Source organism: Endozoicomonas sp. 4G, assembly GCF_023822025.1.
Lineage (GTDB): Bacteria > Pseudomonadota > Gammaproteobacteria > Pseudomonadales > Endozoicomonadaceae > Endozoicomonas_A.
On record NZ_CP082909.1, the window covers coordinates 1,230,001 to 1,254,773 of the forward strand.

The following is a 24,773-nucleotide window of genomic DNA, read 5'->3' on the forward strand; positions in this document are numbered from 1 at the left end:
TGATTGGAGGACCGAACCCACTGTCGTTGAAAAGCCAGGGGATGACTTGTGGATAGGAGTGAAAGGCTAATCAAGCCCGGAGATAGCTGGTTCTCCTCGAAAGCTATTTAGGTAGCGCCTCGTGTCTCACCATCGGGGGTAGAGCACTGTTTGGGCTAGGGGGCCATCCCGGCTTACCAACCCCATGCAAACTCCGAATACCGATGAGTGCAATCACGGGAGACACACGGCGGGTGCTAACGTCCGTCGTGGAAAGGGAAACAACCCAGACCGTCAGCTAAGGTCCCAAAGTAATAGTTAAGTGGGAAACGATGTGAGAAGGCCCAGACAGCCAGGAGGTTGGCTTAGAAGCAGCCACCCTTTAAAGAAAGCGTAATAGCTCACTGGTCGAGTCGGCTCGCGCGGAAGATGTAACGGGGCTCAAACTATTCACCGAAGCTACGGGGGGTCAGAAGACAGATGACAGAGGACAGAAGACAGTCGTTAGCTTTTATAAAGCAGACAATCGGTTTAACTGTTCGAGCATCTGGCAAAGATGACAAAGGATTTGGATAGACTGAGTCGGTGGAATTTATACCGGATCAATCTGTCCTCCGTCTTCTGTCATCTGTCTTCTGACACCGGTAGAGGAGCGTTCTGTAAGCCGTAGAAGGTCAACCGGGAGGTGGGCTGGAGGTATCAGAAGTGCGAATGCTGACATGAGTAACGATAAAGGGAGTGAGAGGCTCCCTCGCCGGAAGACCAAGGGTTCCTGCGCAACGCTAATCGGCGCAGGGTGAGTCGGCCCCTAAGGTGAGGTCGAAAGACGTAATCGATGGGAAACAGGTTAATATTCCTGTACCCCTTTTGACTGCGATGGAGTGACGGAGAAGGCTAGGCCAGCCCGGTGATGGTTATCCGGGTTTAAGGTCGTAGGCTGTGGACTCAGGAAAATCCGGGTCCACAAAGCCGAGAACTGATGACGAACCCACCAAGGTGGGGAAGTGGTTGATGCCAGGCTTCCAGGAAAACCTTCTAAGCATCAGGTCAAAAGGGACCGTACCCGAAACCGACACAGGTGGTCAGGTAGAGAATACCAAGGCGCTTGAGAGAACCTGGGTGAAGGAACTAGGCAAAATGGCACCGTAACTTCGGGAGAAGGTGCGCCGCTGCTGGTGACGGGACTGCTCTTTATGGGCTGAAGCTCCCCAAGCTGGCGGTGGTCGAAGATACCAGGTGGCTGCGACTGTTTATTAAAAACACAGCACTGTGCTAACACGTAAGTGGACGTATACGGTGTGACGCCTGCCCGGTGCTCGAAGGTTAATTGATGGGGTTATCTTCGGAGAAGCTCTTGATCGAAGCCCGAGTAAACGGCGGCCGTAACTATAACGGTCCTAAGGTAGCGAAATTCCTTGTCGGGTAAGTTCCGACCTGCACGAATGGCGTAACGATGGCCACGCTGTCTCCACCCAGGACTCAGTGAAATTGAAATCGCTGTTAAGATGCAGTGTATCCGCGGCTAGACGGAAAGACCCCGTGAACCTTTACTACAGCTTCACAGTGGATCTTGATGTTGCTTGTGTAGGATAGGTGGGAGGCTTTGAAGTGTGGACGCCAGTCTGCATGGAGCCAACCTTGAAATACCACCCTGGCAATATTGAGGTTCTAACCCAGGTCCTTTACCAGGATCGGGGACATTGTGTGGTGGGTAGTTTGACTGGGGCGGTCTCCTCCCAAAGAGTAACGGAGGAGCACGAAGGTTGGCTAAGCACGGTCGGACATCGTGCGGTTAGTGTAATGGTACAAGCCAGCTTGACTGCGAGAGGTACATCTCGAGCAGGTACGAAAGTAGGTCATAGTGATCCGGTGGTTCTGAATGGAAGGGCCATCGCTCAACGGATAAAAGGTACTCCGGGGATAACAGGCTGATACCGCCCAAGAGTTCACATCGACGGCGGTGTTTGGCACCTCGATGTCGGCTCATCACATCCTGGGGCTGAAGCCGGTCCCAAGGGTATGGCTGTTCGCCATTTAAAGTGGTACGCGAGCTGGGTTTAGAACGTCGTGAGACAGTTCGGTCCCTATCTGCCGTGGACGTTGGAAGTTTGAGGAGAGCTGCTCCTAGTACGAGAGGACCGGGGTGGACGAACCACTGGTGTTCGGGTTGTGTCGCCAGACGCATTGCCCGGTAGCTAAGTTCGGACGGGATAACCGCTGAAAGCATCTAAGCGGGAAGCCCCCTTCAAGATGAGACTTCCCTGGCCGCAAGGCCCATAAGAGACGTTGAAGACTACGACGTTGATAGGCGGGGTGTGTAAGCGTTGTGAGGCGTTGAGCTAACCCGTACTAATGACTCGAGAGGCTTGACCATATAACGCCAAAGCGATTTGCGCAGCGCAGCGAAGCTGCGGGTTTTAAGGCTTTAAAGCTGTAAGGCTGTAAGGTTTTAAGACAAGCCATACATGAAGAGTGTGAAGCAAGAAAAAGCTTATTTAGACAGGATTCCAGAACCGGATTGAAATAAACTTTAAAGCCTTAAAGCCTTAAAGCCTTAAAGCCTTAAAGCCTTACGGCTTTGAACCTCCGGTTCAAACCAGTTTTGCCTGGTGACCATAGAGCGTTGGAACCACCCGATCCCATCCCGAACTCGGTAGTGAAACGACGCATCGCCGATGGTAGTGTGGGGTTTCCCCATGTGAGAGTAGGTCATCGCCAGGCATTGAATACAGCAAAACCCCAGTTGAGAGATCGACTGGGGTTTTTGCGTTGTGGGAAAAAGAGGGCGATTAATTCAGAGGGCTATAAAAATACATAAATATCACGGATGAGCGATAAATGAACTAATTTGATAAAAAAACTATTAACGACAACTCAGGGAATCAATTATGTCTGAAGGAAACCTGCAGATAATTCTGACTTTCTTAGTTTATTTTACTGTGATGTTAGGCGTCGGCTATATTGCCTGGCAGAGAACAGTCAGCTCAGCGGATTATTTTCTTGGGGGGCGCTCACTGGGCCCATGGTCGGCCGCTTTAAGTGCCGGAGCATCTGATATGAGTGGCTGGTTGCTGCTTGGTTTGCCGGGCTACGCATTTGCGGCGGGTCTGGAAGCCTTCTGGCTGGCAGCAGGGTTGCTGGGTGGAACCTGGCTGAACTGGTTGATTGTCGCTAGGCGTTTGAGGATTTACAGCGTGGTTGCTGATGATTCCCTGACCTTGCCAGAGTACTTTGCCAGTCGTTTTGAAGATCGCAAAGGGCTTCTGCAACCCGTATCAGCTGCATTTATTCTTATTTTCTTCCTGTTTTATACCAGCTCTGGCCTGGTGGCCGGGGGCAAGCTTTTTGAATCTGTATTTGGTATCGAATATGAATGGGCTGTGATCATTGGCATGTTGTCGGTGATCTCTTATACCTTGTTTGGTGGCTTTCTGGCGGTTTGCTGGACGGATCTGATACAGGGGTTACTCATGTCAGCCGCTTTGCTGATTGTACCCATTGCGGCACTTGAAGTCAGTGGTGGGGCGGATCAGGTGTTCGTGGAAATCAGAGAGCTGAACCCGGAACTCCTCAATCTCTTTACGACCAGTGAAGGTCAGACGCTTTCATTTATTACTATTTTCTCCTTACTGGGGTGGGGGTTGGGTTACTTTGGTCAACCCCATATCCTGGCCAGGTTCAAGGCCGTGCAATCTTCAGGTCAACTGACTCTGGCCAGACGAATTGCCGTAAGCTGGACAGGCATTTGTATGCTGGGTGCCTTACTGGTGGGTCTGGCGGGTATTGTTTATACCCAGAGGTCTGGTATACAGCTGGATGATCCGGAAGCCATCTTTATGTTGATGGTGAATACGCTTTTCCATCCAGTGATTGCCGGGATTTTACTGGCTGCTATCCTGGCGGCCATTATGAGCACGGCTGATTCTCAGTTGCTGGTTTGTTCTACGGCTTTTGCTGAAGACTTCTATCGGGATCTTTTCAGGGTTAACGCCGGTACCCGGGAAGTGTTGCTGGTAGGTCGACTGGCGGTTATCGGCATTGCCGTGATTGCCACCTGGCTGGCAATGAATCCCGACAGCAGTGTTCTTGGAATGGTGTCTTATGCCTGGGCTGGCCTGGGGGCTGCTTTCGGGCCGGCCTTGCTCCTGTCTCTTTATTGGAAACGAATGACGGGTCTGGGAGCCATGGCGGGCATTGTTGTGGGTGCTGTCACCGTATTGATCTGGAAACCATTATCCGGTGGTGTGTTCGATCTTTATGAAATAGTACCGGGGTTTGTGATCTCCATGATAGCTTGCGTTTTATTCAGCTTTTTGGGACGCAAGCCCTCCAGAGATATGGTCGATCGTTTTGAAAAAGTCGAGAGCAGGACTTGTTCTGCTTCCCGTTTTGATGACGAAGAGCCTTCGCTGTCGTCATAACTATTTTTAAGCGCGTTTTAAGCGCGTTTTAAGCGCGTTTTAAGCGCGTTTTAAGCACGCAGAATCAATTAATTGAGTATAAAGTAAGAGGTGTCTGTTCCCGGTAACAAATCTTGGTCATGAAACAGAGAGGCTGTCATGAAGCAATTGAAAGTGGCTGTCAAAAAGCGCCATCAGCAGAATGATGTAACTGATCCTCATGATACTGCGCTGAAACAGGTTCTGGAGCGATTGAAGAAGAAGGGGTTGAATCCCATGCAGATGTGTCACAAGCTGATTGAGCATGAGGAGCCTGCTCCTCAGGACCAGACCTGGAGTTATGATCTGGTCGTCGCCGAGTGCAAGCGTTTGAAAATTCCACACTGAATCCCACGGTGGCGGGGTGGTAGAACGCTAAAGCTTCCCGGTTTTCAGCAACTGCTGAAACTTCAATTTTTTCTCTTGTACGCTGAGTTGAGGCGCTTGAGGTTCGGACTGAGGAATCAGTGGACTTAAATCCAGATTGACCGACTTGCTTTCTGGTGCCGTTGATTCCTGTTCTCCCTGAAGCAGATGACCGTCCATCACGTCCAGGGCTTCCAACAGGCCAGAGTAGCTCTCGTCCGATTCATCCAGGTCCTGTAGTTTGTTTGAGATGTTATCCCGAATTTGTCGTATACGTTCAAGAGAAACCTTGCTTTGGTTTTCTTTCAGCCATTTTCTGGCGGATTCGCCGTTGGTTGCCATACTCGATCCAGTTCCAGAGTATTTATGTTAGATCCCATAATACCATTTCCGTAAGGTTTCTCATTACTGCTTCGGTAAATACCATCCTGAAGGGATTGATGCCAATACGTACAATTTAGTATCTGAATTTGGCCTAAGTGCTTGGGGAGTAGGGTGTTGATAGAAGAAGTTCGAAGTCAGTTGGCAGAGCTGACTGAGCGGCTGAGACAGCTTCGGTTGTCCGATGCACCAGGGCAGGCTCTGGTACGGATAGAACAGCCCCTTCCTATGATTAATCTATTCAACTGGCTGGCAGACCAGACACTACCAGGGAAAAGCTACTGGCAAGATCGCGAAAGTGACTACAAAGTAGCAGGCTTGGGAAAAGTCTGGCGGTTCAGGGTTAAAGAGCAGTCTGAGGTAAACACCTGCTTCCAGAAGGTGGATGCGATGTTGGATAAAGCAACGCGCTGCCTTGGTTACCTGTCTTTCTCAGATAGCCAGAAGATGATCTGGCCAGAATTTGGCTATGGCGAATTCTTTTTCCCGGTGATCGAAGTGGTTCAGACCCGAAAAGGGTGTTCGCTGGCCTGTCATCTGCTGGGTCATGATGAACGGTCATGGAGCACCAGTATTGAAAAGGTGCTGGACTACCTTGCCCGAGCCAATTGGACACTGGCAGGAACGGATAGTCATTGTCTATTGGGAACTCCTGAGTTCACACCTGATAACGAACACTGGGCTTCACTGATCGGAAAGGCTCTTGAGGGGGTCGAGTCAGGAGCACTGAAAAAAGTAGTACTTTCCAGAGAGGCACGGATGAACCTCCTGGAAGGGCAACTGGATCCCTGGAGCCTGCTCTATCATTGGCAGCTGGCAAACCCGAGGTCTTACGTTTTTGCCTTTGAATCCGATCAGGGTTCGCTGTTCTTTGGCTGCTCTCCGGAACGTTTGTTTCGCCGGGTGGATCACGTGGTTCAGACTGAAGCCCTGGCAGGGACAACCCGGCGGGGCAGCGATCGAGATGAAGACTTCAAACTGGAGCTGCGTCTGCTCAATGACTCAAAGAACGTCCATGAGAATCGTCTGGTTCTGGAAGATATTCGCACACGACTGGAATCCATCTGCAGCGATCTGGAATTTGACCGCAGTCATTCCGTGGTCAAACTAAAAACGATTCAGCATTTAAGGCAGTTAATCAGGGGTGTGCTCAAGGAAGGGGTCAGCGACAGTCAGCTGCTTTCTCTTTTGCATCCTACGCCAGCCGTGGGTGGTGAGCCCAGGGCAGTAGCAAGACACTTCATTGAAGAGCATGAAGTCTATAATAGAGGCCTTTACGCCGGAACCTGTGGTGTGCTGGGTAAAAAGTGCAGCGAGTTCACCGTATCGATTCGCAGCGCCCTGCTGGAAGAGAAACAGTTCACGGTGTTTTCCGGTGCCGGGATAGTTAATGGTTCAGATGCCCGGGACGAATGGCAGGAGTTGCATAACAAGATCGGAACGGTGTTGTCACTGTTGGATCATCAAGCCAGCGTCAAGGATGTGTCTAACCCTATTATTGGAAGTTCTCATGACCTTTCCCACCAGGCATCCTAGCCTTAATTTTTTGTGGTCAGCACTGATTCTGGAAGAGTTGAGTCGGTTGGGTGTGGAGCATGTCTGTATTGCACCGGGCTCCCGCTCTGCCACTTTGACACTGGTGGCAGCAGAACACAGCAAGTTTGAAAAACACGTGCACTTTGATGAGCGTGGTTTGGGTTTCTTTGCCCTGGGGTTGGCTAAAAGTACTCGTAAACCGGTTGCTGTGATAACCACTTCCGGGACGGCGGTTGCCAACCTCTACCCCGCCATCATAGAAGCCAGGCAGTCGGGTGTGCCACTGGTGATCGTTACCGCTGATCGACCACCTGAGCTTATTGACTGTGGCGCCAATCAGGCCATTGAGCAGCAGGATATTTATGCCGGCTATCCCGGTGCCACGTTAAAACTGCCGACACCGGATGAGCATATTCCTCCCAGCTGGTTATTGACCAGTATTGATCAGGCCTTTGCCCGCTCCTGTCAGCAGGGGCTGCCCATGCATATCAACTGCATGTTTCGGGAACCTTTGTACCCGGAAGGAAGAGAGTCTGATTTTTCAGGTTACCTTAATCGACTGTCATTCTGGTGCTCAGCCAATACACCTCATACTGTCTATGATACTGAGCTGAATGTATCACTGGACAAAAGCCCTGTGGACTGGTCAGCATTTTCGACGGGCAAAGGTCTGATCATAGCGGGCCGGATTGAGGAGCAGGCGTCTGCAAAAGCGGTTGCAGAGTTGGCCCAGGTATTGGGCTGGCCTTTGCTGGCCGATCTTCAATCCCAGCTTCACGGCCATCCGACGGCCATTCCCCACCCCGATCTGCTGCTGGCCAGCAAAGCCGGAAAAACACTGTTGAGCCAGGCCGACCGAATCATTCAGGTGGGGGGTCACCTGGTGTCAAAGCGACTGGATAAATTCATTTCTGAAGGTGAGTGGCAGCACTACTGGATGGTAGGTCAGGCCTTTCGCCGGATGGATACCGGTCACTGCCAGACCTATCGACTGGTGGGGCCTGTAAATGATGTCTGTCGTATGTTGACTGGGCTTTCCGGTAATCAGGGCACTGATTCGATATGGAAAGATTCGCTATGGAAAGACTCGCTATGGAAAGATCAGGTCGAACAGTTATCTCAAAGGGTTCACACTTTTGTAGCTGAGCTGGATTCGGCGCCGGGTGCATTGACGGAACGTTGGCTGGGTGCGTATCTGACCAAGCTGTTACCTGACCACAGTAGTCTTTTTGTTGGCAATAGTCTGCCCATTCGGCTATTGGATATGTTTTCTCTCTCTCAGACCGGGCAGGTATACGCTAACCGTGGTGCCAGTGGTATTGACGGGTTGGTCGCTACGGCAGCGGGTTGTGCGCTGGGTGAGCAAAGGTTCATGGTGGCGGTCATCGGTGATCTGTCTTTCCTTCACGACTTAAACTCCCTGCAACAGCTCAGGCAACTGAACTCACCTTTTGCGCTGTTGGTCATTAATAATGACGGCGGTGGTATTTTTAACATGCTGCCGGTTGAGGATCAGCCCGAAGCCGCACAGAAATATTTTGTCACCCCTCATGGTTTGAATGCCCGTCAGGCGGCCAACATGTTTGGACTATCTTATTACCAGCCCGACAGTCGTGAGGCACTGGCAGCTTTGTTGAAGCAGGTGAGCCAGAAGCCAGGTGCTTCAGTCATTGAAGTGACCACTCGACCCGGTCAGGCTGCTGAGCAGATAAAACAGGCGCTGAGCCAGCTGGAGATGTTGACATGAACGAAACCAATCTTGCTTACCGAACCTGGGGCATCCGTGAAGGTGTGCCGCTGGTTTTATTGCATGGTTTTCTGGGCGATTCCGGGGATTGGGAAGGGCTGGCCAGACACCTTGAAAATGATCTCTATCTGGTGGCTGTGGATTTACCCGGCCATGGCAAAAGCTATGGTGTCAAAGTCAGTCAGGATAACGCCTTTGAAGGGTTCAGTGATCTGCTGCGGGGAACGCTTTCGCAACTGGGGCTCGATCATTACAGCTTGCTGGGTTATTCATTGGGTGGGCGACTGGCCATGAGTCATCTGATTCAGGAAGGGGAGGCTATTGACCGGCTGCTGGTCGAGTCATCTCATCCCGGTCTGGAAAACGACAATGAGCGTCAGGTTCGCTGGCAGAATGATCAGGGCTGGGCAGAGCAGTTTCGCAATGACCCACTTAACGAAGTCCTGCAACGCTGGTATCACCAGCCTGTTTTTGCCGATTTGAACAGTTATGAGCGGGAGCGACTGATGCATGATCGTTGCTCACGTCATCCAGCGAAAGGCGTGTCTTCTGAGCAAGGTGAGGCGGGTGTGAATGGCGAATCGCTGGCATGGGCGCTTGAGGCATTCAGTCTGTCCCGGCAGCCGGAATTCTGGGGGGCTCTTAACCGTTCTTCAGGGACATCGCATTATTTCTGTGGTGAGCGTGACTTGAAATTTCAGACGATCGCTCACCGTCTGCTGGAGGAGGGTTGCTTTCATAGTGTTCATGAGATTAAGAAGGCCGGTCACAATATTCATCGGGAGCAGCCAGAAGCACTGGCAGCGACCATAAGGCAGTTACTGTTGTGATCTTGAATTCACTATGACACAAGCACCGTTTCAGTCCTGCAGCGTCTACCGATATCAACAACCGCTGAGCAAGCCCCTTCCGTTAAAAACGGTCACTTTGACTGAGCGTCAGGGTCTCATTCTGGAGATGATTGATCAGAACGGGCTTTTTCATTACGGCGAAGCGGCACCACTGCCCGACTTCAGTCGTGAAACTGTCGCTGAAGCTCAGCAACAGCTGAAAGAGGCAGCAGAACACTACTGCGCCGGGAAATTACCCGATCACAGTCTTCTTTATCCATCGGTTGCTTTTGCCATTGAAAGTATTCAGTTCAGCCTCAGTCAAGGGCGTTGGCGTCAACAGAAAGCCCCTGAGTCTCCCCTGCTGATGGGAGCCGATGCATTAACGCTGAAACGCCTGGAGGACTGGTCCGGGAAATGGCCCGATGAGTTCAAGTTAAAGGTTGGACGCCATCGCACCGGGCAGGATGCGGCAGTGGTTAAGCAAGTGCTTGATCGCATTCCTGTCACTGTAAAGCTGAGGCTGGATGCGAACCAGCGCTGGTCTTTCGATGAGGCTGTGGATTTTGCCCGGCAGGTGCCTGTCAGCAGAATCAGCTATATCGAAGAGCCTACACCCTGTTGTGAAGAATTCCCTCGATTATTCCGGGAGACCGGGGTGGGATACGGTCTGGATGAAACATTGCAAAGACCTGCGTTCGACAGGAGTCTGTTAAAAATAAATGGATTCAGGGCTGAAAATGGGCTCAGGGCTGTTGTATTAAAACCAACCCTGGTGGGTGGTGTGTCGAAATGTTTATCTCTGGCTGACTGGGCCAGGAAGAAAACGATCAGAGTCGTTTTCAGTTCTTCCTTCGAAAGTGCCCTGGGAGTGAGTCTTATCGAACAACTCAGCCTTCACTGTGATCCTCTGGAAAGTCCCGGTCTTGATACGCTCTCTGCTTTTCAGAACCCCGGATTTTGTCGGTTGCCTGAATATGGTCAGCCACTGTCTTTAGATTTACTCAGTGCTATGGAGAAGGTATGGCGTTATCGTTCTGCCCGCTGAGAGAGTGGACGCTCAAAGATCCACACGGGATTGCGATCAGGGTAAATGGGCAGCCCGTTACCCGTGCCGAGCTGGATGCAAGGGTAGAGACACTCCGTGATGCTTTTGTTAGCCAGGGTGTCAGGAAAGGTGATCGGATTCTGATGCCGTTAACCTGTGCCTGGGATGCGGTCATACTGATCATAGCCTGCCTGAGAAGTCAGTGGGTCTATTGCCCGGTCAATCCGCAAATGCCTGCTGAGCAGAAGCGGCAGTATTGCCAGAAGATAGGAGCCCAGTGGACGCTGCATGAAGGGTTTGAAGAGGTAACCGGCTTGCAATGGCCGACCTTCTTCGGTCAATCCAAAACCGTGGATTCCCGTTTCACCATCGATCCGGAAGCTATGTTTGATCTGATTGCAACGTCAGGCACGACCGGTGTGCCCAAAGCCGTCAGTCATACGTTTTCAAATCATGTATACAGTGCCATGGGCTCTCAATCCTGTATACCGCTGACCGAGCATGATAGCTGGCTGCTGTCTCTGCCACTGTTCCATGTGGGGGGCTTTGGCATTGTTGTTCGTTGCCTGCTCGCAGGAGCCGGGATGATCATAGACACGCAAAAAGCGCCATTACAGCAATTGCTGGTGGAGCAGCGAATCACCCATCTATCGTTGGTGAATACTCAGTTGCGCAGATTGTTGGTTCGGGGAGCTGATCTGCTGGATAACAGTGAACTGAAATACATTCTGCTGGGTGGCGGGTTTGCGTCTCCTGAGCTGGTGTCGCAGGTTCAGAAGAAGGGCATCAGGATTTTAACCACTTATGGTATGACTGAAATGAGCGCCCAGGTGTGTACCGGAATCCCTGAATTTGTCGGCTCTGGAGTGACCTCAGGCGCACCATTGCCCCATCGGGAGGTGACTATAGCGGCTTCCGGAGAGATTCTGGTCAGGGGCAAAACCTTATCGGCAGGTTATTTTGAGGACGGCAGAATGATTTCTATCGTCGATAAGCAGGGCTGGTATCACACCGGCGATCTTGGCGAGTATTCCGGCGATCAAATAACGGTTATTGGTCGTATAGATAACATGCTGATCTCCGGTGGTGAGAACATCCATCCCGAAGAAATTGAAAAGGCCTTACTCAGTATTGATGATATCACCATGGCGGTTGTCGTACCGGTAAGAAGTGACGAGTATGGGCAAAGGCCGTTTGCTTTTGTACAAACTGAATCAGGATTTCTTAATGAAGTATTTACAAAACAAAAGCTTGCAGGCACTATCAGTCGATTCAAGATTCCTGATATGATTCGTTTGCTTCCGGTTGAGCAGGTACCCAGCGGCCTCAAGCCCAATCGTCAAGCCCTGAAAGCACTGGCTGACAGGCTTGCACATTCCTAATCTTTTTAACTGATTATCGTCGCTATATGACCTGAATCAAGTCATAATGCTGGCAATAAGCGGTGATAGTTGAAGTGTCTGATGAAAGTAAAAGATCAAAAAAATGTCCGTGCATTTATCGCTGTCAGGATTCCGCTGGAGCTTGCCGCGACGCTGCACAAAAAAGCACGGCACCGCGCTGGTGATCTGCTTCAGCACAAACTGCGCTGGATGGTGCCGCAGCAGCAACACATCACACTGCGCTTCCTGGGTGAATGCGACGAACAGAGTCTTGAGCAGTTTTCCAGCTATATCGAAAGTGCTCTGGCCAACGTTCGCGGTTTCGACTGCATGACCGGGTGTTTCGAATTTTTCCCTGACGCACACAGACCCAGGGCGCTGGCTTTAAATATACATTCAGGCCAGCAGTTGAATGCATTGTCACGAATTTGTGAAGAAGGCGCTCAGATGTGCGGAATGCGTCGTGAAATGCGCAACTTCCGACCTCATGTGACACTGGCCCGTTTCAAGCAGCAGCATCATGTGACCCACAGCCATTTCTTCAATATGCCCAGTTACCGTATGACGGTGAATGAAGTGGTATTGATGAAGAGCGAGACAACGGCAGAGGGTGCACAATACTCGGTCATGAAAGTATTTCCTCTACAGCCCCTGGCCAAGTCGGCCTGACCTCGACTCGACAATCCTGCGGGAAATTAAACCCTGTACTTTCTTTTACTGAAGGGCAGGGTTTTTTGTTGTCTGGCCACAAACCCTGATCAAAAACCCACCAGATATTTAATAATCGATTAAGAAGTTAATTTGCTGTTAGTGAGACTTGTTGCTCCATCTATTGTATTAGGTTTATTGGGCTGTAATATATCATTTATATAGAATTATATTTTGACATTTGATCATAAAACAAAGTTTTTCACTGTTGTAAATTGTCTGTGTCAGGTATAAATTATGCCGCGTGGAATAGGTGTCTCTACCGCTTGAATCCTTAGCGGCCAGCAACCCAATAGATTTTCATTTTTTCATACTTTTTTTCTGGCGTGACTTACGTCAGAGGTTTTCTATTGTCTGCACTCAGGGGGAGTGACATGTCAATTAAACGAGAAACACTGGCAGATACATTTGCCCTGATCAGTTTCGGGTTGGTGGTTGGAATGCTGGTGGAGATTCTGGTGGCCGGGTTGACTATTGAGCAATCCCTGCAGTCTCGTTTGTTAAGTATTCCGGTTAATATGCTGGTAGCTCGTCCTTATGGTATCTATCGTGACTGGGTAATGAGCTACAGTCGTTTATTCGGATCGACAAGAGTCGGGGAGACGGTGCTGGATATAGTGGCATTTGTCTCTTTCCAGATTCCGGTTTATGTCGCTCTGGTGGCTGCCACCGGTGCAACAATAGAACAGATTATCGCCGCTTGCCTCGGTCAAATTGGTGCTCTGGTTCTGATGGCTCGCCCCTACGGTGTTTACATGCAGCTTTGCCGTAACTGGTTTGTATCAGGCGGTATGAGAACGGCTTGATAGCACTCCCTTCTACACGAAATGCCCGCTAATGACACCTGCCGAACCGGTGTCGTTGGCTATCCGGGTCTTCCTATTTTTTGACGATCTGGTTATAGTTCCCTCCAGTTTGCCCGAATGCGCGCCTTTCGGGCCACGAAGCTTTGACCCAAACCTTGCTCAATGCTGCGGCTTGTGCCCGGCAGTGACAGGGTTGGCAAAGCGCCAAAATAAGAATGAGATGAAAAAGCAGTCATTAAAAAAACCGGCTGATAAGCGAGTAACCGGATAATTATTTTTTAAGATTTTTTCGTTTACTCAGAGCAGGTATCAACAAACGACTGTGTTTTCACAATAAACTTGAGGGGCACGCATGTCCTTATTGGAAGTCAATGACCTGCGCATTGAATTTCCCTCACGTCACGGTGTTGCTGTGGCCGTAAAGGGAATGTCTTTCACGGTTGCCAAAGGTGAAATTCTGGGTCTTGTGGGGGAGTCCGGAGCCGGTAAATCCACGGTTGGCAATGCCATTATTGATCTGCTCAGTGCTCCCGGCCGTGTCGCGGGTGGTGAAATCAGGTTGAATGGTGAAACCATTTCAGGCCTTTCCGGTGAAGCTATTCGTAAAGTGCGTGGCAGACGGGTTGGATTTATTTTTCAAGATCCAATGACTTCATTAAACCCGCTGCTGACCATCAAAACCCAGTTAGTTGAAACCATCACCGAAAACCTCGGATTAAATCCCGCGGACGCTTTTAGCAAAGCACTCGACCTGCTGAAAGCCGTAGGCATTCCCGAGCCGGAAGTTAGAATCAGGCAGTATCCCCATCAATTTTCCGGTGGTATGCGTCAACGGGTCGTTATTGCCATTGCCCTGGCTGGTGAGCCTGAATTAATTATTGCTGATGAGCCGACTACTGCCCTGGACGTTTCTATTCAAAATCAGATTCTTGATTTGATTCGTGAACTCTGTAAGGAGAGACAGGTCGGCTGTCTATTAGTCACTCATGATATGGGTGTCATCGCCAACGTGACTGACCGGGTTGCGGTGATGTACCGGGGCGAACTGGTTGAGATCGGTAAGGCTCGGCAGATTCTGGAAAACCCCGGGCATCCTTATACACAGAGTCTGATCAGTGCTGTTCCAAGAACGGATATTAAGCTGCACCGTTTTCCCCGAGTTGAATACATTGAAAAAGTTGAAACTCGCAGTATTGATGTTAAAAGTCACTGGTTGGGTCAGCGTGAATCTTTTGGCGTTATAGAAGACGAGAATCTTCTGAGCGTTGACAAGGTCATGCTCAAGTTTGAAACCCGGTCTGCTTTCCTGCAAAAAAACCGTCGTTATGTGACGGCATCCAACAAGGTGTCATTTCAAGTGCGCGACGGTGAAACCTTTGGTCTGGTGGGCGAATCAGGCTCAGGTAAGTCAACCATTGCCCGGGTGATTGCGGGGCTTTACCAGCCTGACTCCGGGCAGGTTTTTTTCGCAGGTCATGATATGGCTCGGCTGGACAAAAAAGCTCGTAAGCTTTTTAGACGACAGATTCAAATGGTATTCCAGAATCCCTACTCCAGTCTGAATGCCCGTATGAATGTTAACGACATTATTGCCGAGCCCATTCGTTTTCACGGTCTGGCTGAGTCTGAACAGCAGATTCGACAGATCACCGCTGACTTGCTGGATCATGTTGGCCTGGGCAGTAAGGCCGGGATCAGGTATCCCCATGAATTTTCCGGTGGTCAGCGCCAGCGTATTTCCATTGCCAGGGCACTGGCTACCCGCCCCCGTTTCCTGATTTGTGATGAACCTACATCGGCACTGGATGTATCGGTTCAGGCACAGATACTCAATCTGCTGAAGGATCTTCAGGATGAACTGGGCCTGACCATGCTGTTCATCAGTCACGACCTGACGGTTATCCGCCAGATGTGTGACCGGGTTGGGGTGATGAAGCACGGAACCCTGCTGGAAGTGGATGAAACCGAAAAACTGTTTACTGCGCCTGAGCACGACTACACCCGGAGCCTGATTGAATTGATGCCGAAAATCGATCACCTCTCCCATCAGGGGTTGGAAGTCGAGCAACCGGCACCGGTGGCATTGGTGTAAATGCCAGGCTCCCGGAAAGCTGTTTCCTGAAAAGTATAAAAACGTTGATTGACCTGCCCAAGGGGTAAAATAATGAAAAAAATGATCAAGTCACTGGCTGGCGTTGCTCTGGCTTCTACATTGGCTCTGAGTGTACAGGCTGCTTCCCTGAAAATTGCTTACGACGCTGACCCTGTTTCTCTGGATCCTTATGAGCAGCTGTCAGGTGCTACCCTGCAGATGGCGCATATGTCCTTTGATCCACTGCTGCGCTGGGATAAGGATCTGAGCTTTGAGCCGCGGCTGGCCGAGAAGTGGGAGCGGATCGACGATCTGACCATGCGCTTTACCCTGAGAAAAGGCGTTAAGTTCCATTCTGGTAATACACTGACGACCAAAGACGTTAAGTGGACTTTCGATCGTCTGGTCAACAGTGCCGACTACAAAGCGATCTTTGCGCCATTTGCTGAGCTGAAAGTGATCGACGACTACACCTTTGATCTGGTGACTAAAAAGCCTTACCCATTGGTTCTGAACACGGCCACTTACATCTTTCCCATGGACAGCCAGTTCTACAGCGGTAAAGATGAAAAAGGCCGTGATAAAGGGCTGATCGTAAAGCATGGCGATAGCTTTGCTTCCCGTAATATTTCCGGTACCGGCCCTTACATTGTCACCGAGCGCCAGCAGGGCGTTAAAATGGAATTTGAGCGTTTTGATGACTACTGGGACAAGCAGTCTCCGGGTAACGTCGACGAAATCACTCTGACGCCGATCAAGGAAAATGCGACACGTGTTGCTGCTCTGCTGTCCGGTGGTGTCGACTTTATCTACCCGGTGCCGCCTAATGACCATCAGCGTATAGAACGTTCTCACGATACTGACCTGATCACCCTGACCGGTTCCCGTATCATCACTTTCCAGCTGAACCAGGATCGAGTTGAAGCCTTCAAGGACAAGCGGGTTCGTCAGGCGATTGTCCACGCCATCAATAACGAAGGCATTGTTAAAAAGATTATGAAGGGCTTTGCTGAAGCGGCTGCCCAGCAGGGACCTGAAGGTTATGCCGGTTTTGTTGAAGACCTGGAACCTCGTTACGACCTCAAGAAAGCCAAACAGCTGATGAAAGAAGCAGGCTATGAAGAGGGCTTCTCCGTCACCATGATGGCGCCAAACAACCGCTACATTAACGATGCCAAAATTGCCCAGGCCGTAGCCAGCATGTTGGACCGTATCAACATCAAGGTTGATCTGAAAACCGTGCCTAAGGCACAGTACTGGCCAGCCTTTGATGAGCGTGCTGCTGACATGATGATGATCGGCTGGCACGCAGATACCGAAGATTCCGCCAATATGACGGAATACCTGACCGCCTGCGCCGATGCCACCACGGGTTGGGGTCAGTACAACAGTGGTAACTACTGCAACGAGTCCATCGATAAGCTGGTGAAAGCAGCAGGGACTGAAACCAACATGGACAAACGCGCCAAGCTGCTGCAGGAAGTTGAGAAGGAGTTATACCAGGAGGCAGCCTACGTGCCACTGCACTGGGAAAACCTGGCCTGGGGGGTTCGTAAAGGTGTGAACGCTGAAGAAGTGATTAACATTATGAACAACCCATACCTGGGGGATCTGGTGGTTAGCGAAAAATAGCCCTTAGCGAAAAGTAGCCGTGACAGGGTCGGCTCAGACCGGCCCTTTTTTGATTTTTTCCTTCTCTGATTCGTCATTCGCATAGAGCGGCATTTACAGAAGTACAACAAACGCTGCAGGATTTTTTATGTTGTTATTTTTATTCAGGAGACTGATGCAGGGTCTGGTGGTGATGTTTGTCATCAGCCTGATCAGTTTCTCTATCCAGGATAATCTGGGTGATCCTCTCAGAGAGATGGTGGGTGTGTCCGTCTCAGAAGCAGAAAGAGAGGCGCTGCGTGATGAGCTGGGCCTGAACGATCCTTTTCTGGTGCAATACGGTCGCTTTCTAGCCAATGCCGTTCAGGGCGACCTGGGCACTTCTTACTTCTTTAAAGAGCCCGCCCTGGAAGTGATTCTGGATAAACTGCCAGCGACGCTTGAGCTGGTATTCGGTGCCACCCTGCTGATTGTCTTGATAGCTATTCCAGCAGGTGTTTACAGTGCCATACGGCCAAACAGTTTTTTGACCAAATTGATTCTCGGGGTCAGTATTCTGGGTATTTCTGTCCCTGTTTTTCTGACCGCAATATTCGGTATTTATGTGTTTTCTATTGAGCTGGAATGGCTGCCCTCCTACGGACGGGGTGAATTAACCCATGTCTTTGGCAGTTGGGAAACCGGCTTTTTGACCCAAAGTGGCTGGCTGCATTTGATTCTGCCGTCTATTTCTCTGGCCAGTATCATGCTGCCTCTGTTTATTCGTCTGATTCGTTCCGAAATGGTGGAAGCCCTGCACACGGAATATGTAAAGTTTGCCAAAGCCAAAGGTTTGCAGAAAGCTCGTGTTTACTTCTTGCACGCGTTGAAAAACACCATGCTGCCGGTTATCACGGTAGGAGGTGTCCAGATCGGAACCATGGTCGCCTATACCATTTTGACAGAAACCGTGTTCCAGTGGCCGGGCATGGGCTTTATGTTCCTCGAAGCCGTAAACCGTGTTGATACCCCTTTGATTGTTGCCTATCTGATCGTTGTCGGTGGCATTTTTGTGATGGTGAATACCCTGGTGGACCTGATCTACGGCCTGATTAACCCAACCGTAAAACTGGCAGGAGGCAGCCAATGAGTGAGTTGCCCATAAATGAAGTCGGCGCACAACAGGCGCCTTCTACCTGGCAGAAGATTCGTCAGTCCAATATCTGGCACAGCTTCGTCAATGACCGTCTGGCCATGGTGGCGGCTTTGCTATTGGCGGTTATGGTCGCTGCGGCCTTGCTGGCACCGGTTATTGCGCCGACCAATCCTTATGATCTTGCCACCATCGATATTATGGATTCCGAGATAGCGCCTTATTGGAGTGAAGAAGGCGACGGGCGATTCTTACTGGGAACAGACTCTCAGGGCCGGGATATGCTGAGCACCATTCTTTATGGTGCCAGAATCTCCATCACCATCGGTTTCCTGGCGGTCTTGCTCCAGGCGTTGCTGGGCATTGTTATCGGTTTGACTGCTGGCTATGTGGGGGGACGGGTTGATGGTTTCCTGATGCGACTGGCAGATATTCAGTTATCGTTCTCCACCATGATGGTGGCCATTGTCGTACTGGCTATTTTTCAGGCCTCCTTTGGATCAGAGTTGTACAGCAAGTTGGCGATGTGGATGCTGATTCTGGTCATCGGTATTGCCGAATGGCCACAGTACGCCCGAACGATTCGTGCATCCGTTCTGGCTGAGAAAAAGAAAGAGTATGTTGAGGCTGCCAGAGTGATGGGCTTTGGCTCCGGGCGTATTATGTTTCGTCATATTCTGCCCAACTGCCTGTCTCCCATCCTGGTGATCTCAACCGTGCAGATTGCCAATGCCATTATCAGTGAAGCTGCCTTGTCTTTCCTGGGGCTGGGGATGCCGGTGTCAGAACCGTCATTGGGCTCGCTGATCTCGAGTGGCTTTGAGTATATTTTCTCTGGCAGCTGGTGGATTACGGTGATCCCCGGTGTCGTTCTGGTGACACTGGTGCTGGTGATTAACCTGCTGGGTGACTGGCTGAGGGATGTGCTTAACCCCAAACTCTACAAGGGTTAAGCAGCAAATTTTTGTCTGGGGTTCAGGGTGCAAACACCCTTTTCCTGCTCAATTGCCAGATCAGAACGCCAGTGAAAACGGTCGCCATCAGCGGGTTAAACCAGCTGGTGGCGCCTGTCACCAGAGTTCTTGAAATATCAAACGCGAACAGAACACCAAGGGCAATCAGACCGGTTGTCCACGTCAGTGTTTTATCTCGCCACTGAAAAGCAGCAGTAGCAAACCAGAAGGCCAGCGTGGTACCGAGAATAATGTAATCGGTATTGACGCTTCTGGGGTTGAACATAACGTGATAGCAGGCAGCAAAACTCAATAAATAAATCAGGCCATTTTTGGTGCCATGACGAACAATGGCATAAAAGCAAGCGGCCCAGGTGATGGCAGCCAGCATGACTTTTATAATGTTCTGCAGACTCTCGGGCACGGAGACGTTAAAAAGCTGTGCGGGAATATTAAAGAAACTGGCCCAGTTGGGGGTTGTGACTCCCAGGTCAACAGCCGAGTGAGCCATTTCAAGAAAATGCTTGTACTGCTCAACTCCGTAGTCCAGCCCAAACATCAGAGGTAATGACAGAAAGGCCAGCAGCATCACCGGCACTCTTAGCCAGAGCGGCCTGAACAATGTGGTTGCCAGCAGGAAAAAGACAATAAAGGTGGGTTTCAGGCTCATAATAAAAGCCAGAATCAGGGCCGCCGAATTCCAGCGTTGCTCTATGATCTGGCTGACTACCAGCATCATGGCGGCAATAAGGACGACATTGAACTGCCCGTTTCGAAAGCCCGAGAAAGCAAGGGGAACCGCTATCAGACTGAATAATCCAAACCGGTTAAAAAGTGTTTCCCCGGAGTATTCCTGAAAGTGCTTCAACAGTCTCAGGCTGGCCCAGGCATAAAGGCCTATGGTAAATAAACGCCATAGCAGGTCGGCAAGAAAAACCGGCAGTTTGGTGACCGGCACAAACAGCACGGCAAAGGTAGGCGTATAGATAAACCCTCCCGGTCCTGAGTAGAGTTTTACCCGGTCGATCCATCGCTCAGCGCCCAGCAGGTAACTGTCCAGCACGGTATGATGGCCCGGTTCCAGGACGACTTTGACAAAGATCAGAATCACCGCCAGACCCCAGAGAAACACTCCGAACAGGGCCGCAGGATGGTTTTTCAGGAGGAGGCTTTTCAGGGGGGGCATGTCCTTCATAAGAGCTCGTTATTTTTTAGAGTTATGTCCGGAAACAAACAGCGTTCACACGGCTGAAAGTCATTTGTTTTTTCCAATGCAGACTACAAAATACGACGAGAATGTCTTTTCTGCCAGTTGTGGGAGTGTTTAATTGACCCTGTTCAATGTAAATGAACAGATTGTCTGCGATCATTGTGGCATATATTGTGGCATATATTGTGGCATCTATTGCAGAGTTGTGAGTCAAAGCAATGTCTAAAGTTCTAATGCTGTTTGCATCCAGCGAAGGTCAGACGCAGAAAATCATCGAAAGGATGCGCTCAATCCTCAACCACAACGGTCACGAGGTGGATACGATTCACCTGGAAGGGTCAACAACCGATATCAGGCTGAAACAATACGATGCGTTTATGCTGGGCAGTTCTGTCCGATATGGCCATCATCACCGGGATTTTTGTCGTTTCGTAGAGCAAAATGCCGGGGCGTTGAACAGCAAGCCCTGCTACTTTTTCTCGGTCAATCTGACGGCCAGAAAGGCTAACAGAATTGAGCCGCACCAAAACCCCTATCTCACCAAGTACCTGCGCAACAGCTCGCTGCAACCCGTTGATGTCGAAGTGTTCGCAGGGGCGTTCAAACTGTCTCGTTACAACTTCTTCCAAAAACAGTTGTTAAGCCTGATCTTCAGGATCAGCGATGGCTCAAGCGCCCCGTCAGAAGATCGTGAGTTCACAGACTGGTGTCGTGTAGAGCGGTTTGCTGAGCGATTGGCTCAGCAACTGGCAGGCGGTCAGTTTTCAGGTTCAAAAGCCAGGGACAGTAACAAAGCAAAACCGTAAACGGCGGGGAGAAAAAGTGACAGGGCTAGAATGATGTAATCCATGTTCATGGTGGTGTACCTGCTGTTATTCTTCTTGTATCGAGAGTTCCACATCCCGTTGTGCTTTTGGTTTATCCGTTAAGACAAGTTGATGAGATCTCTCGAGGCTGTTAGCTGGTATTAATCTACCAGTTTGGGGTGAGGTTTGAAAAGCTTTAAGTGCAGCTTGACAGCCTGAAAACACCGGGAGGCGAACCCTTGACTTGTAAATTTTAAGAAGATATCTTGACCGCAGCGTCTGCAGTACAAAAAAAACTAATAAATAAAAGACGGAAATAGGTATATGGAGTTAGTCAACAGTTTTAGTAAGAGACAAACACTCTCGTCTTTCAGTAACAATCGCCTCGAGTTGATCGCTTTGCTCACAAAGCAATACGGCTTTAGTCGTGTATATTGCTATGAGGATTCCCCCCCCCTTTCTGCTTGATTGCGTTTAGGAAAAATCTTACCCAACGGAACTCCTGAGCTGAATAATAACGAGTTCAAGCTTTGGATTGACGGATTACCATTAATCGAAATTTTTAAAGAAATAATAAAAAAATGAAAGCCAAGAAGATAGAAATGCGCGGAATCTGCAAAACCTTTGCGACAGACTCCGTACAAACCCTGGCCTTACGAGACCTGGATCTCACCATCTATGAAGGGGAGTATGTTTCCGTGTCCGGTCCTTCCGGGTGTGGAAAATCGACTCTGCTGACTTTGATGGGGCTGCTGGATACCCCCTCATCCGGTCAGTATCTGATTGATGGCGTTAATGCCCATCAGCTCAGCCTGTCAGAAGCGGCTGCTATTCGTGCTGAAAAAATCGGCTTTGTCTTTCAGTCCTTTAACCTGATTGATGAACTGACCGTCTTTGATAATGTTGCTTTACCCCTGAGATACCATCGCCAATCTTTCAGCCGTTCCTATATCAAAGAGAGAGTAGAGCACTGTCTTGCCAAGGTTGAGCTGAGTCACCGGGCTGGGCATAAGCCCAATCAGCTTTCAGGCGGTCAGCAACAGCGTGTTGCCATTGCCAGAGCTTTGGTGGCAGAACCCGCAATACTGCTGGTTGATGAGCCAACGGGTAACCTGGATTCCACAAACGGCGATGCGGTTATGGACATGTTGTCACAATTGAACGACGAAGGCTCAACTATCTGCCTGGTAACCCATGACCCCCGTTATGCCGGTATGGCCAAAACAAGACTAAAGCTGAAAGATGGACAGATCAGCACTCCCCATAATGTATCAGCACAAGTCAGGGAGCCTGCTTATGATTGAGCGACGGGTGTCTTCGTTTTGGGCAGAGCTAAAGCTGGCGGCAACCAGTTTACGCAAAGCGCCTGCATACAGCCTGACCGTGGTTGCCACGCTGGGGTTATGTCTGGGTGGGCTGGTTTGTGCCCTGGCACTGGTAAAGCTGATATTTCTTGAACCTCTGCCTTACCCTGAACAGGATAATCTCTATTCAGTACAGGGAACTTATAGTTCAAAGGGGCAGGTCAAAGCTCAAAATGTCAATACTTACCCCGGATTAATGAAAATTTATGAACAGGATGATGTTTTTGAGCAAGTAGCCATGGCGGCTTATACGACACAGGAGCTTAGTAGTCATCCGGAATTACCCGATAGAGTAGTCAGCTTTGTGACACCGGAATATTTTTCTCTGCTTGGAGTTCCTATGGCTCTTGGGAGAGGGTTTGCTGACTCAGAAAAGCCGGGCAGCAACCAGGCAGTAGCGGTTCTCGGTTATGACACCTGGCAGCGTTATTTCAATAGTCAGCCAGACATCATCGGCAAGACGATTGAACTGAATGGTAAAAGCTTCCGGGTAATCGGAGTTATTGGTTCTTCATTCGTAGAACCATCGTTGTATAACAGTGGCCCTGCTGGCAGCGATATCTGGCTGACCTGGGACTATTACATCACCGATGAAGCCGGTCGCAATAACTGGAACAGTGCCAGAGATACCAGGGCAGTACTGGGCAGGCTTCAGCAATCTGTCACCCCTCAGCGTGCAGAACATGCGCTCAATACCGTCTATGAACAGGCAACCAGTTCTCTGGAGTGGATGGAAGATTCATTTCTGGCCAATCTGGTCAAACTTGAAGAACAGACCAGTGGTGCCAGCAGGAATACGGCACTTTTGCTTCTGGCATCGAGCGTTGGATTACTTCTGATTGGTTTTACCAATACAGTCAATCTGGTCATTGCAAGAAGTGCTCAGTTACAACGGCCTCTGGCGATAAGAGCTATTTTCGGGGCGCGGCGCAGTCATTTATTCCATGCCTTATTGGCTGAAAACCTGATTCTGGCCATCCTGATCAGCGTACTGGCTGTTATGGTTTCTAGCCTGGGTTTCCAGTTATTAACCCGGTATGCCAGCGATTATCTGGCCCGGCTCAATGAGCTATCGATTGATAGTGTTATGGTGCTGGTGACATTGGCTATTGCTGTATCCATAGCTGTAGTTTTTTCGTTCATGTCTCTCAGAAGTGTTCGGTACCAATCCCTGGTTTCTCAGGTCCACAGTAGCGGTAAAGGCGTCGGTCGGCAGGTATCGCAATGGGTCAGACAAACTCTGGTTGCCAGTCAGGTGGCATTGGCAGGAGTGTTGGTGGTAGCGTCTATCAGTCTGCTGGTGCCGATGCTGGAAGTGATTTCACGACCTACTGGGCTTGATCTGACCAATCTGGTTCACCTGAAGGTCAGCCCGGATAATAAAGCGAACTCGCCTGCTGTTTCCCAGCAAATTCAAGAGGCTTTGCTCAAACATCCGATGGTTGCAGAATCGGCTACTTCATTTGGCAATCCACTATCGTACCCTGATTATTTTACAGTGGAACGGTTTGCTGGTGATTTGCAGCCCGTAAATAGAGTACAAAGAAATATTGTCAGTAATGAGTATCTGGCTGTCATTGGGCAGACTCTACTATTGGGCAGAAACTTTACTCAGGATGAAGTCAGAGATCGTGCTCGTGTTGCTATTGTTTCAAAAGATCTGGCTAAGGAGCTGTACCCTGATGAATCGGCAATAGGCAAGAGCTTGAACCTGAAATACACTGATCTCCAATTTCGAATTGTAGGTATCGTGGATCGTTTAACCTCACCATCCTCTACTGGATCATTGCAGAATTTTGTTCTGATGCCTGGGTATGGCGCACTGACGATTTATCATACGACACTGCAGTTTGCGGTGCGAATGAAATCTGGTCAGCAGTTAACTGACCATGAATGGAAAGTTTTCCTCAAAGACATTGATCCGGGGCTGAGATTGAGCGATGCAGTTGCAATGTCAAGCTGGCGCTTGCAGCAGCTGAACCAGGAAATCACGACTGCTGTCATCAGCCTGTCATTGACCCTGCTTTCCCTGCTGCTGGCAGCTGTTGGTATCTATGGAGTGGTCAGTTATAACACCAGTTTGCGTCGCTTCGAGATAGGCGTCCAGATGGCATTGGGAGCAAGTCCCACAGTCATTGTAAAGGGGGCTTTGCTTAACACTATAAAGCCAATGCTGGCGGGTGGTCTGATCAGTGTACTGTTGAGTGGGCTGCTTTATAGTATTGTACGACAATATTCAGACGAACTTTTGGTTGTGCAAATTTTCCCCATATTGTGTGCAGCTGTGCTTATTTTTACGGTGTCACTTTTCTCGACCTGGTTACCCGTCAGGCCGTTGGCTACACGTTGGCCTGTTGCCAGCCTGCGTACACAATAATCAGTT

General features: G+C 50.0%; 18 protein-coding genes and 2 rRNA genes (1 of these 20 running past the window's edge). 18 read left to right on the forward strand and 2 right to left on the reverse strand.

Annotated features, from left to right (window positions below; genetic code table 11):
* From K7B67_RS04540 to K7B67_RS04555, 4 genes are all read left to right on the forward strand, one after another.
* Positions 1 to 2,353, forward strand: a 23S ribosomal RNA gene (locus K7B67_RS04540) (it extends 725 nt beyond the left edge of the window).
* 231 nt (positions 2,354 to 2,584) lie between these two features.
* A 5S ribosomal RNA gene (rrf, locus tag K7B67_RS04545) occupies positions 2,585 to 2,700 on the forward strand.
* Positions 2,701 to 2,867: 167 nt separating this feature from the next.
* Positions 2,868 to 4,400, forward strand: a complete 1,533-nt coding sequence (gene putP / locus K7B67_RS04550) for a sodium/proline symporter PutP (protein ID WP_252179183.1) — start codon at positions 2,868 to 2,870, stop codon at positions 4,398 to 4,400.
* Positions 4,401 to 4,538: 138 nt separating this feature from the next.
* Complete coding sequence (locus K7B67_RS04555) at positions 4,539 to 4,766, forward strand: hypothetical protein (protein WP_252179184.1); 228 nt, start codon at positions 4,539 to 4,541, stop codon at positions 4,764 to 4,766.
* A 27-nt stretch (positions 4,767 to 4,793) separates the two neighbouring features.
* Here the strand turns inward: K7B67_RS04555 and K7B67_RS04560 are convergent, their stop codons facing one another.
* Complete coding sequence (locus tag K7B67_RS04560) at positions 4,794 to 5,126, reverse strand: hypothetical protein (protein ID WP_252179185.1); 333 nt, start codon at positions 5,124 to 5,126, stop codon at positions 4,794 to 4,796.
* Between the two features lie 156 nt (positions 5,127 to 5,282).
* Between K7B67_RS04560 and K7B67_RS04565 the strand changes: the two genes are divergently transcribed.
* The 11 genes from K7B67_RS04565 (at position 5,283) to K7B67_RS04615 (ending at position 19,010) form a co-directional block, all read left to right on the forward strand.
* Positions 5,283 to 6,701, forward strand: a complete 1,419-nt coding sequence (locus K7B67_RS04565; protein ID WP_252179186.1) for an isochorismate synthase — start codon at positions 5,283 to 5,285, stop codon at positions 6,699 to 6,701.
* Positions 6,676 to 8,448 carry a 2-succinyl-5-enolpyruvyl-6-hydroxy-3-cyclohexene-1-carboxylic-acid synthase gene (gene menD, locus K7B67_RS04570; RefSeq protein ID WP_252179187.1) on the forward strand — a complete coding sequence of 591 codons (1,773 nt, stop codon included), beginning with the start codon at positions 6,676 to 6,678 and terminating at the stop codon, positions 8,446 to 8,448. The genes K7B67_RS04565 and menD overlap by 26 nt, the downstream gene beginning before the upstream one ends.
* Positions 8,445 to 9,278 (forward strand): 2-succinyl-6-hydroxy-2,4-cyclohexadiene-1-carboxylate synthase, encoded by an 834-nt coding sequence (menH, locus tag K7B67_RS04575; protein ID WP_252179188.1) that lies wholly within the window; start codon positions 8,445 to 8,447, stop codon positions 9,276 to 9,278. The genes menD and menH overlap by 4 nt, the downstream gene beginning before the upstream one ends.
* A gap of 13 nt (positions 9,279 to 9,291) precedes the next feature.
* Entirely contained in the window at positions 9,292 to 10,326 is a 1,035-nt protein-coding gene (menC, locus tag K7B67_RS04580) for an o-succinylbenzoate synthase (RefSeq protein WP_252179189.1), read from the forward strand.
* Positions 10,302 to 11,708 carry an o-succinylbenzoate--CoA ligase gene (gene menE, locus K7B67_RS04585; protein ID WP_252179190.1) on the forward strand — a complete coding sequence of 469 codons (1,407 nt, stop codon included), beginning with the start codon at positions 10,302 to 10,304 and terminating at the stop codon, positions 11,706 to 11,708. The genes menC and menE overlap by 25 nt, the downstream gene beginning before the upstream one ends.
* Before the next feature lie 81 nt (positions 11,709 to 11,789).
* Entirely contained in the window at positions 11,790 to 12,377 is a 588-nt protein-coding gene (gene thpR / locus K7B67_RS04590) for an RNA 2',3'-cyclic phosphodiesterase (RefSeq protein WP_252179191.1), read from the forward strand.
* Positions 12,378 to 12,790: 413 nt separating this feature from the next.
* Positions 12,791 to 13,222, forward strand: a complete 432-nt coding sequence (gene alaE, locus K7B67_RS04595; protein ID WP_252179192.1) for an L-alanine exporter AlaE — start codon at positions 12,791 to 12,793, stop codon at positions 13,220 to 13,222.
* Between the two features lie 352 nt (positions 13,223 to 13,574).
* Positions 13,575 to 15,314, forward strand: coding sequence for an ABC transporter ATP-binding protein (locus K7B67_RS04600; protein WP_252179193.1), 1,740 nt, complete (start codon positions 13,575 to 13,577; stop codon positions 15,312 to 15,314).
* Between the two features lie 72 nt (positions 15,315 to 15,386).
* Positions 15,387 to 16,946, forward strand: coding sequence for an ABC transporter substrate-binding protein (locus tag K7B67_RS04605; RefSeq protein ID WP_252179194.1), 1,560 nt, complete (start codon positions 15,387 to 15,389; stop codon positions 16,944 to 16,946).
* A 127-nt stretch (positions 16,947 to 17,073) separates the two neighbouring features.
* The gene (locus K7B67_RS04610; RefSeq protein ID WP_252179195.1) at positions 17,074 to 18,054 is read left to right on the forward strand and encodes an ABC transporter permease; all 981 of its coding nucleotides are present in this window, start codon (positions 17,074 to 17,076) and stop codon (positions 18,052 to 18,054) included.
* The gene (locus K7B67_RS04615) at positions 18,051 to 19,010 is read left to right on the forward strand and encodes an ABC transporter permease (protein ID WP_252179196.1); all 960 of its coding nucleotides are present in this window, start codon (positions 18,051 to 18,053) and stop codon (positions 19,008 to 19,010) included. Before K7B67_RS04610 ends, K7B67_RS04615 begins: the two co-directional genes overlap by 4 nt.
* Positions 19,011 to 19,032: 22 nt before the next feature.
* Here the strand turns inward: K7B67_RS04615 and K7B67_RS04620 are convergent, their stop codons facing one another.
* Positions 19,033 to 20,205 carry a glycosyltransferase family 87 protein gene (locus K7B67_RS04620; protein WP_252179197.1) on the reverse strand — a complete coding sequence of 391 codons (1,173 nt, stop codon included), beginning with the start codon at positions 20,203 to 20,205 and terminating at the stop codon, positions 19,033 to 19,035.
* Between the two features lie 233 nt (positions 20,206 to 20,438).
* Between K7B67_RS04620 and hemG the strand changes: the two genes are divergently transcribed.
* From hemG to K7B67_RS04635, 3 genes are all read left to right on the forward strand, one after another.
* Entirely contained in the window at positions 20,439 to 21,026 is a 588-nt protein-coding gene (gene hemG / locus K7B67_RS04625) for a menaquinone-dependent protoporphyrinogen IX dehydrogenase (RefSeq protein ID WP_252179198.1), read from the forward strand.
* A gap of 602 nt (positions 21,027 to 21,628) precedes the next feature.
* Complete coding sequence (locus K7B67_RS04630) at positions 21,629 to 22,330, forward strand: ABC transporter ATP-binding protein (RefSeq protein WP_252179199.1); 702 nt, start codon at positions 21,629 to 21,631, stop codon at positions 22,328 to 22,330.
* Complete coding sequence (locus K7B67_RS04635; protein ID WP_252179200.1) at positions 22,323 to 24,767, forward strand: ABC transporter permease; 2,445 nt, start codon at positions 22,323 to 22,325, stop codon at positions 24,765 to 24,767. The genes K7B67_RS04630 and K7B67_RS04635 overlap by 8 nt, the downstream gene beginning before the upstream one ends.
* Positions 24,768 to 24,773 lie beyond the last annotated feature (6 nt).

Bases quoted from the DNA above. Each gene is read 5' to 3' on its own strand.
- putP (WP_252179183.1), top strand. From the start codon at position 2,868: ATGTCTGAAGGAAACCTGCAGATAATTCTGACTTTCTTAGTTTATTTT.
- K7B67_RS04555 (WP_252179184.1), top strand. From the start codon at position 4,539: ATGAAGCAATTGAAAGTGGCTGTCAAAAAGCGCCATCAGCAGAATGAT.
- K7B67_RS04560 (WP_252179185.1), bottom strand. From the start codon at position 5,126: ATGGCAACCAACGGCGAATCCGCCAGAAAATGGCTGAAAGAAAACCAA.
- menD (WP_252179187.1), top strand. From the start codon at position 6,676: ATGACCTTTCCCACCAGGCATCCTAGCCTTAATTTTTTGTGGTCAGCA.
- menH (WP_252179188.1), top strand. From the start codon at position 8,445: ATGAACGAAACCAATCTTGCTTACCGAACCTGGGGCATCCGTGAAGGT.
- menC (WP_252179189.1), top strand. From the start codon at position 9,292: ATGACACAAGCACCGTTTCAGTCCTGCAGCGTCTACCGATATCAACAA.
- menE (WP_252179190.1), top strand. From the start codon at position 10,302: ATGGCGTTATCGTTCTGCCCGCTGAGAGAGTGGACGCTCAAAGATCCA.
- thpR (WP_252179191.1), top strand. From the start codon at position 11,790: ATGAAAGTAAAAGATCAAAAAAATGTCCGTGCATTTATCGCTGTCAGG.
- alaE (WP_252179192.1), top strand. From the start codon at position 12,791: ATGTCAATTAAACGAGAAACACTGGCAGATACATTTGCCCTGATCAGT.
- K7B67_RS04600 (WP_252179193.1), top strand. From the start codon at position 13,575: ATGTCCTTATTGGAAGTCAATGACCTGCGCATTGAATTTCCCTCACGT.
- K7B67_RS04605 (WP_252179194.1), top strand. From the start codon at position 15,387: ATGAAAAAAATGATCAAGTCACTGGCTGGCGTTGCTCTGGCTTCTACA.
- K7B67_RS04610 (WP_252179195.1), top strand. From the start codon at position 17,074: ATGTTGTTATTTTTATTCAGGAGACTGATGCAGGGTCTGGTGGTGATG.
- K7B67_RS04615 (WP_252179196.1), top strand. From the start codon at position 18,051: ATGAGTGAGTTGCCCATAAATGAAGTCGGCGCACAACAGGCGCCTTCT.
- K7B67_RS04620 (WP_252179197.1), bottom strand. From the start codon at position 20,205: ATGAAGGACATGCCCCCCCTGAAAAGCCTCCTCCTGAAAAACCATCCT.
- hemG (WP_252179198.1), top strand. From the start codon at position 20,439: ATGTCTAAAGTTCTAATGCTGTTTGCATCCAGCGAAGGTCAGACGCAG.
- K7B67_RS04630 (WP_252179199.1), top strand. From the start codon at position 21,629: ATGCGCGGAATCTGCAAAACCTTTGCGACAGACTCCGTACAAACCCTG.
- K7B67_RS04635 (WP_252179200.1), top strand. From the start codon at position 22,323: ATGATTGAGCGACGGGTGTCTTCGTTTTGGGCAGAGCTAAAGCTGGCG.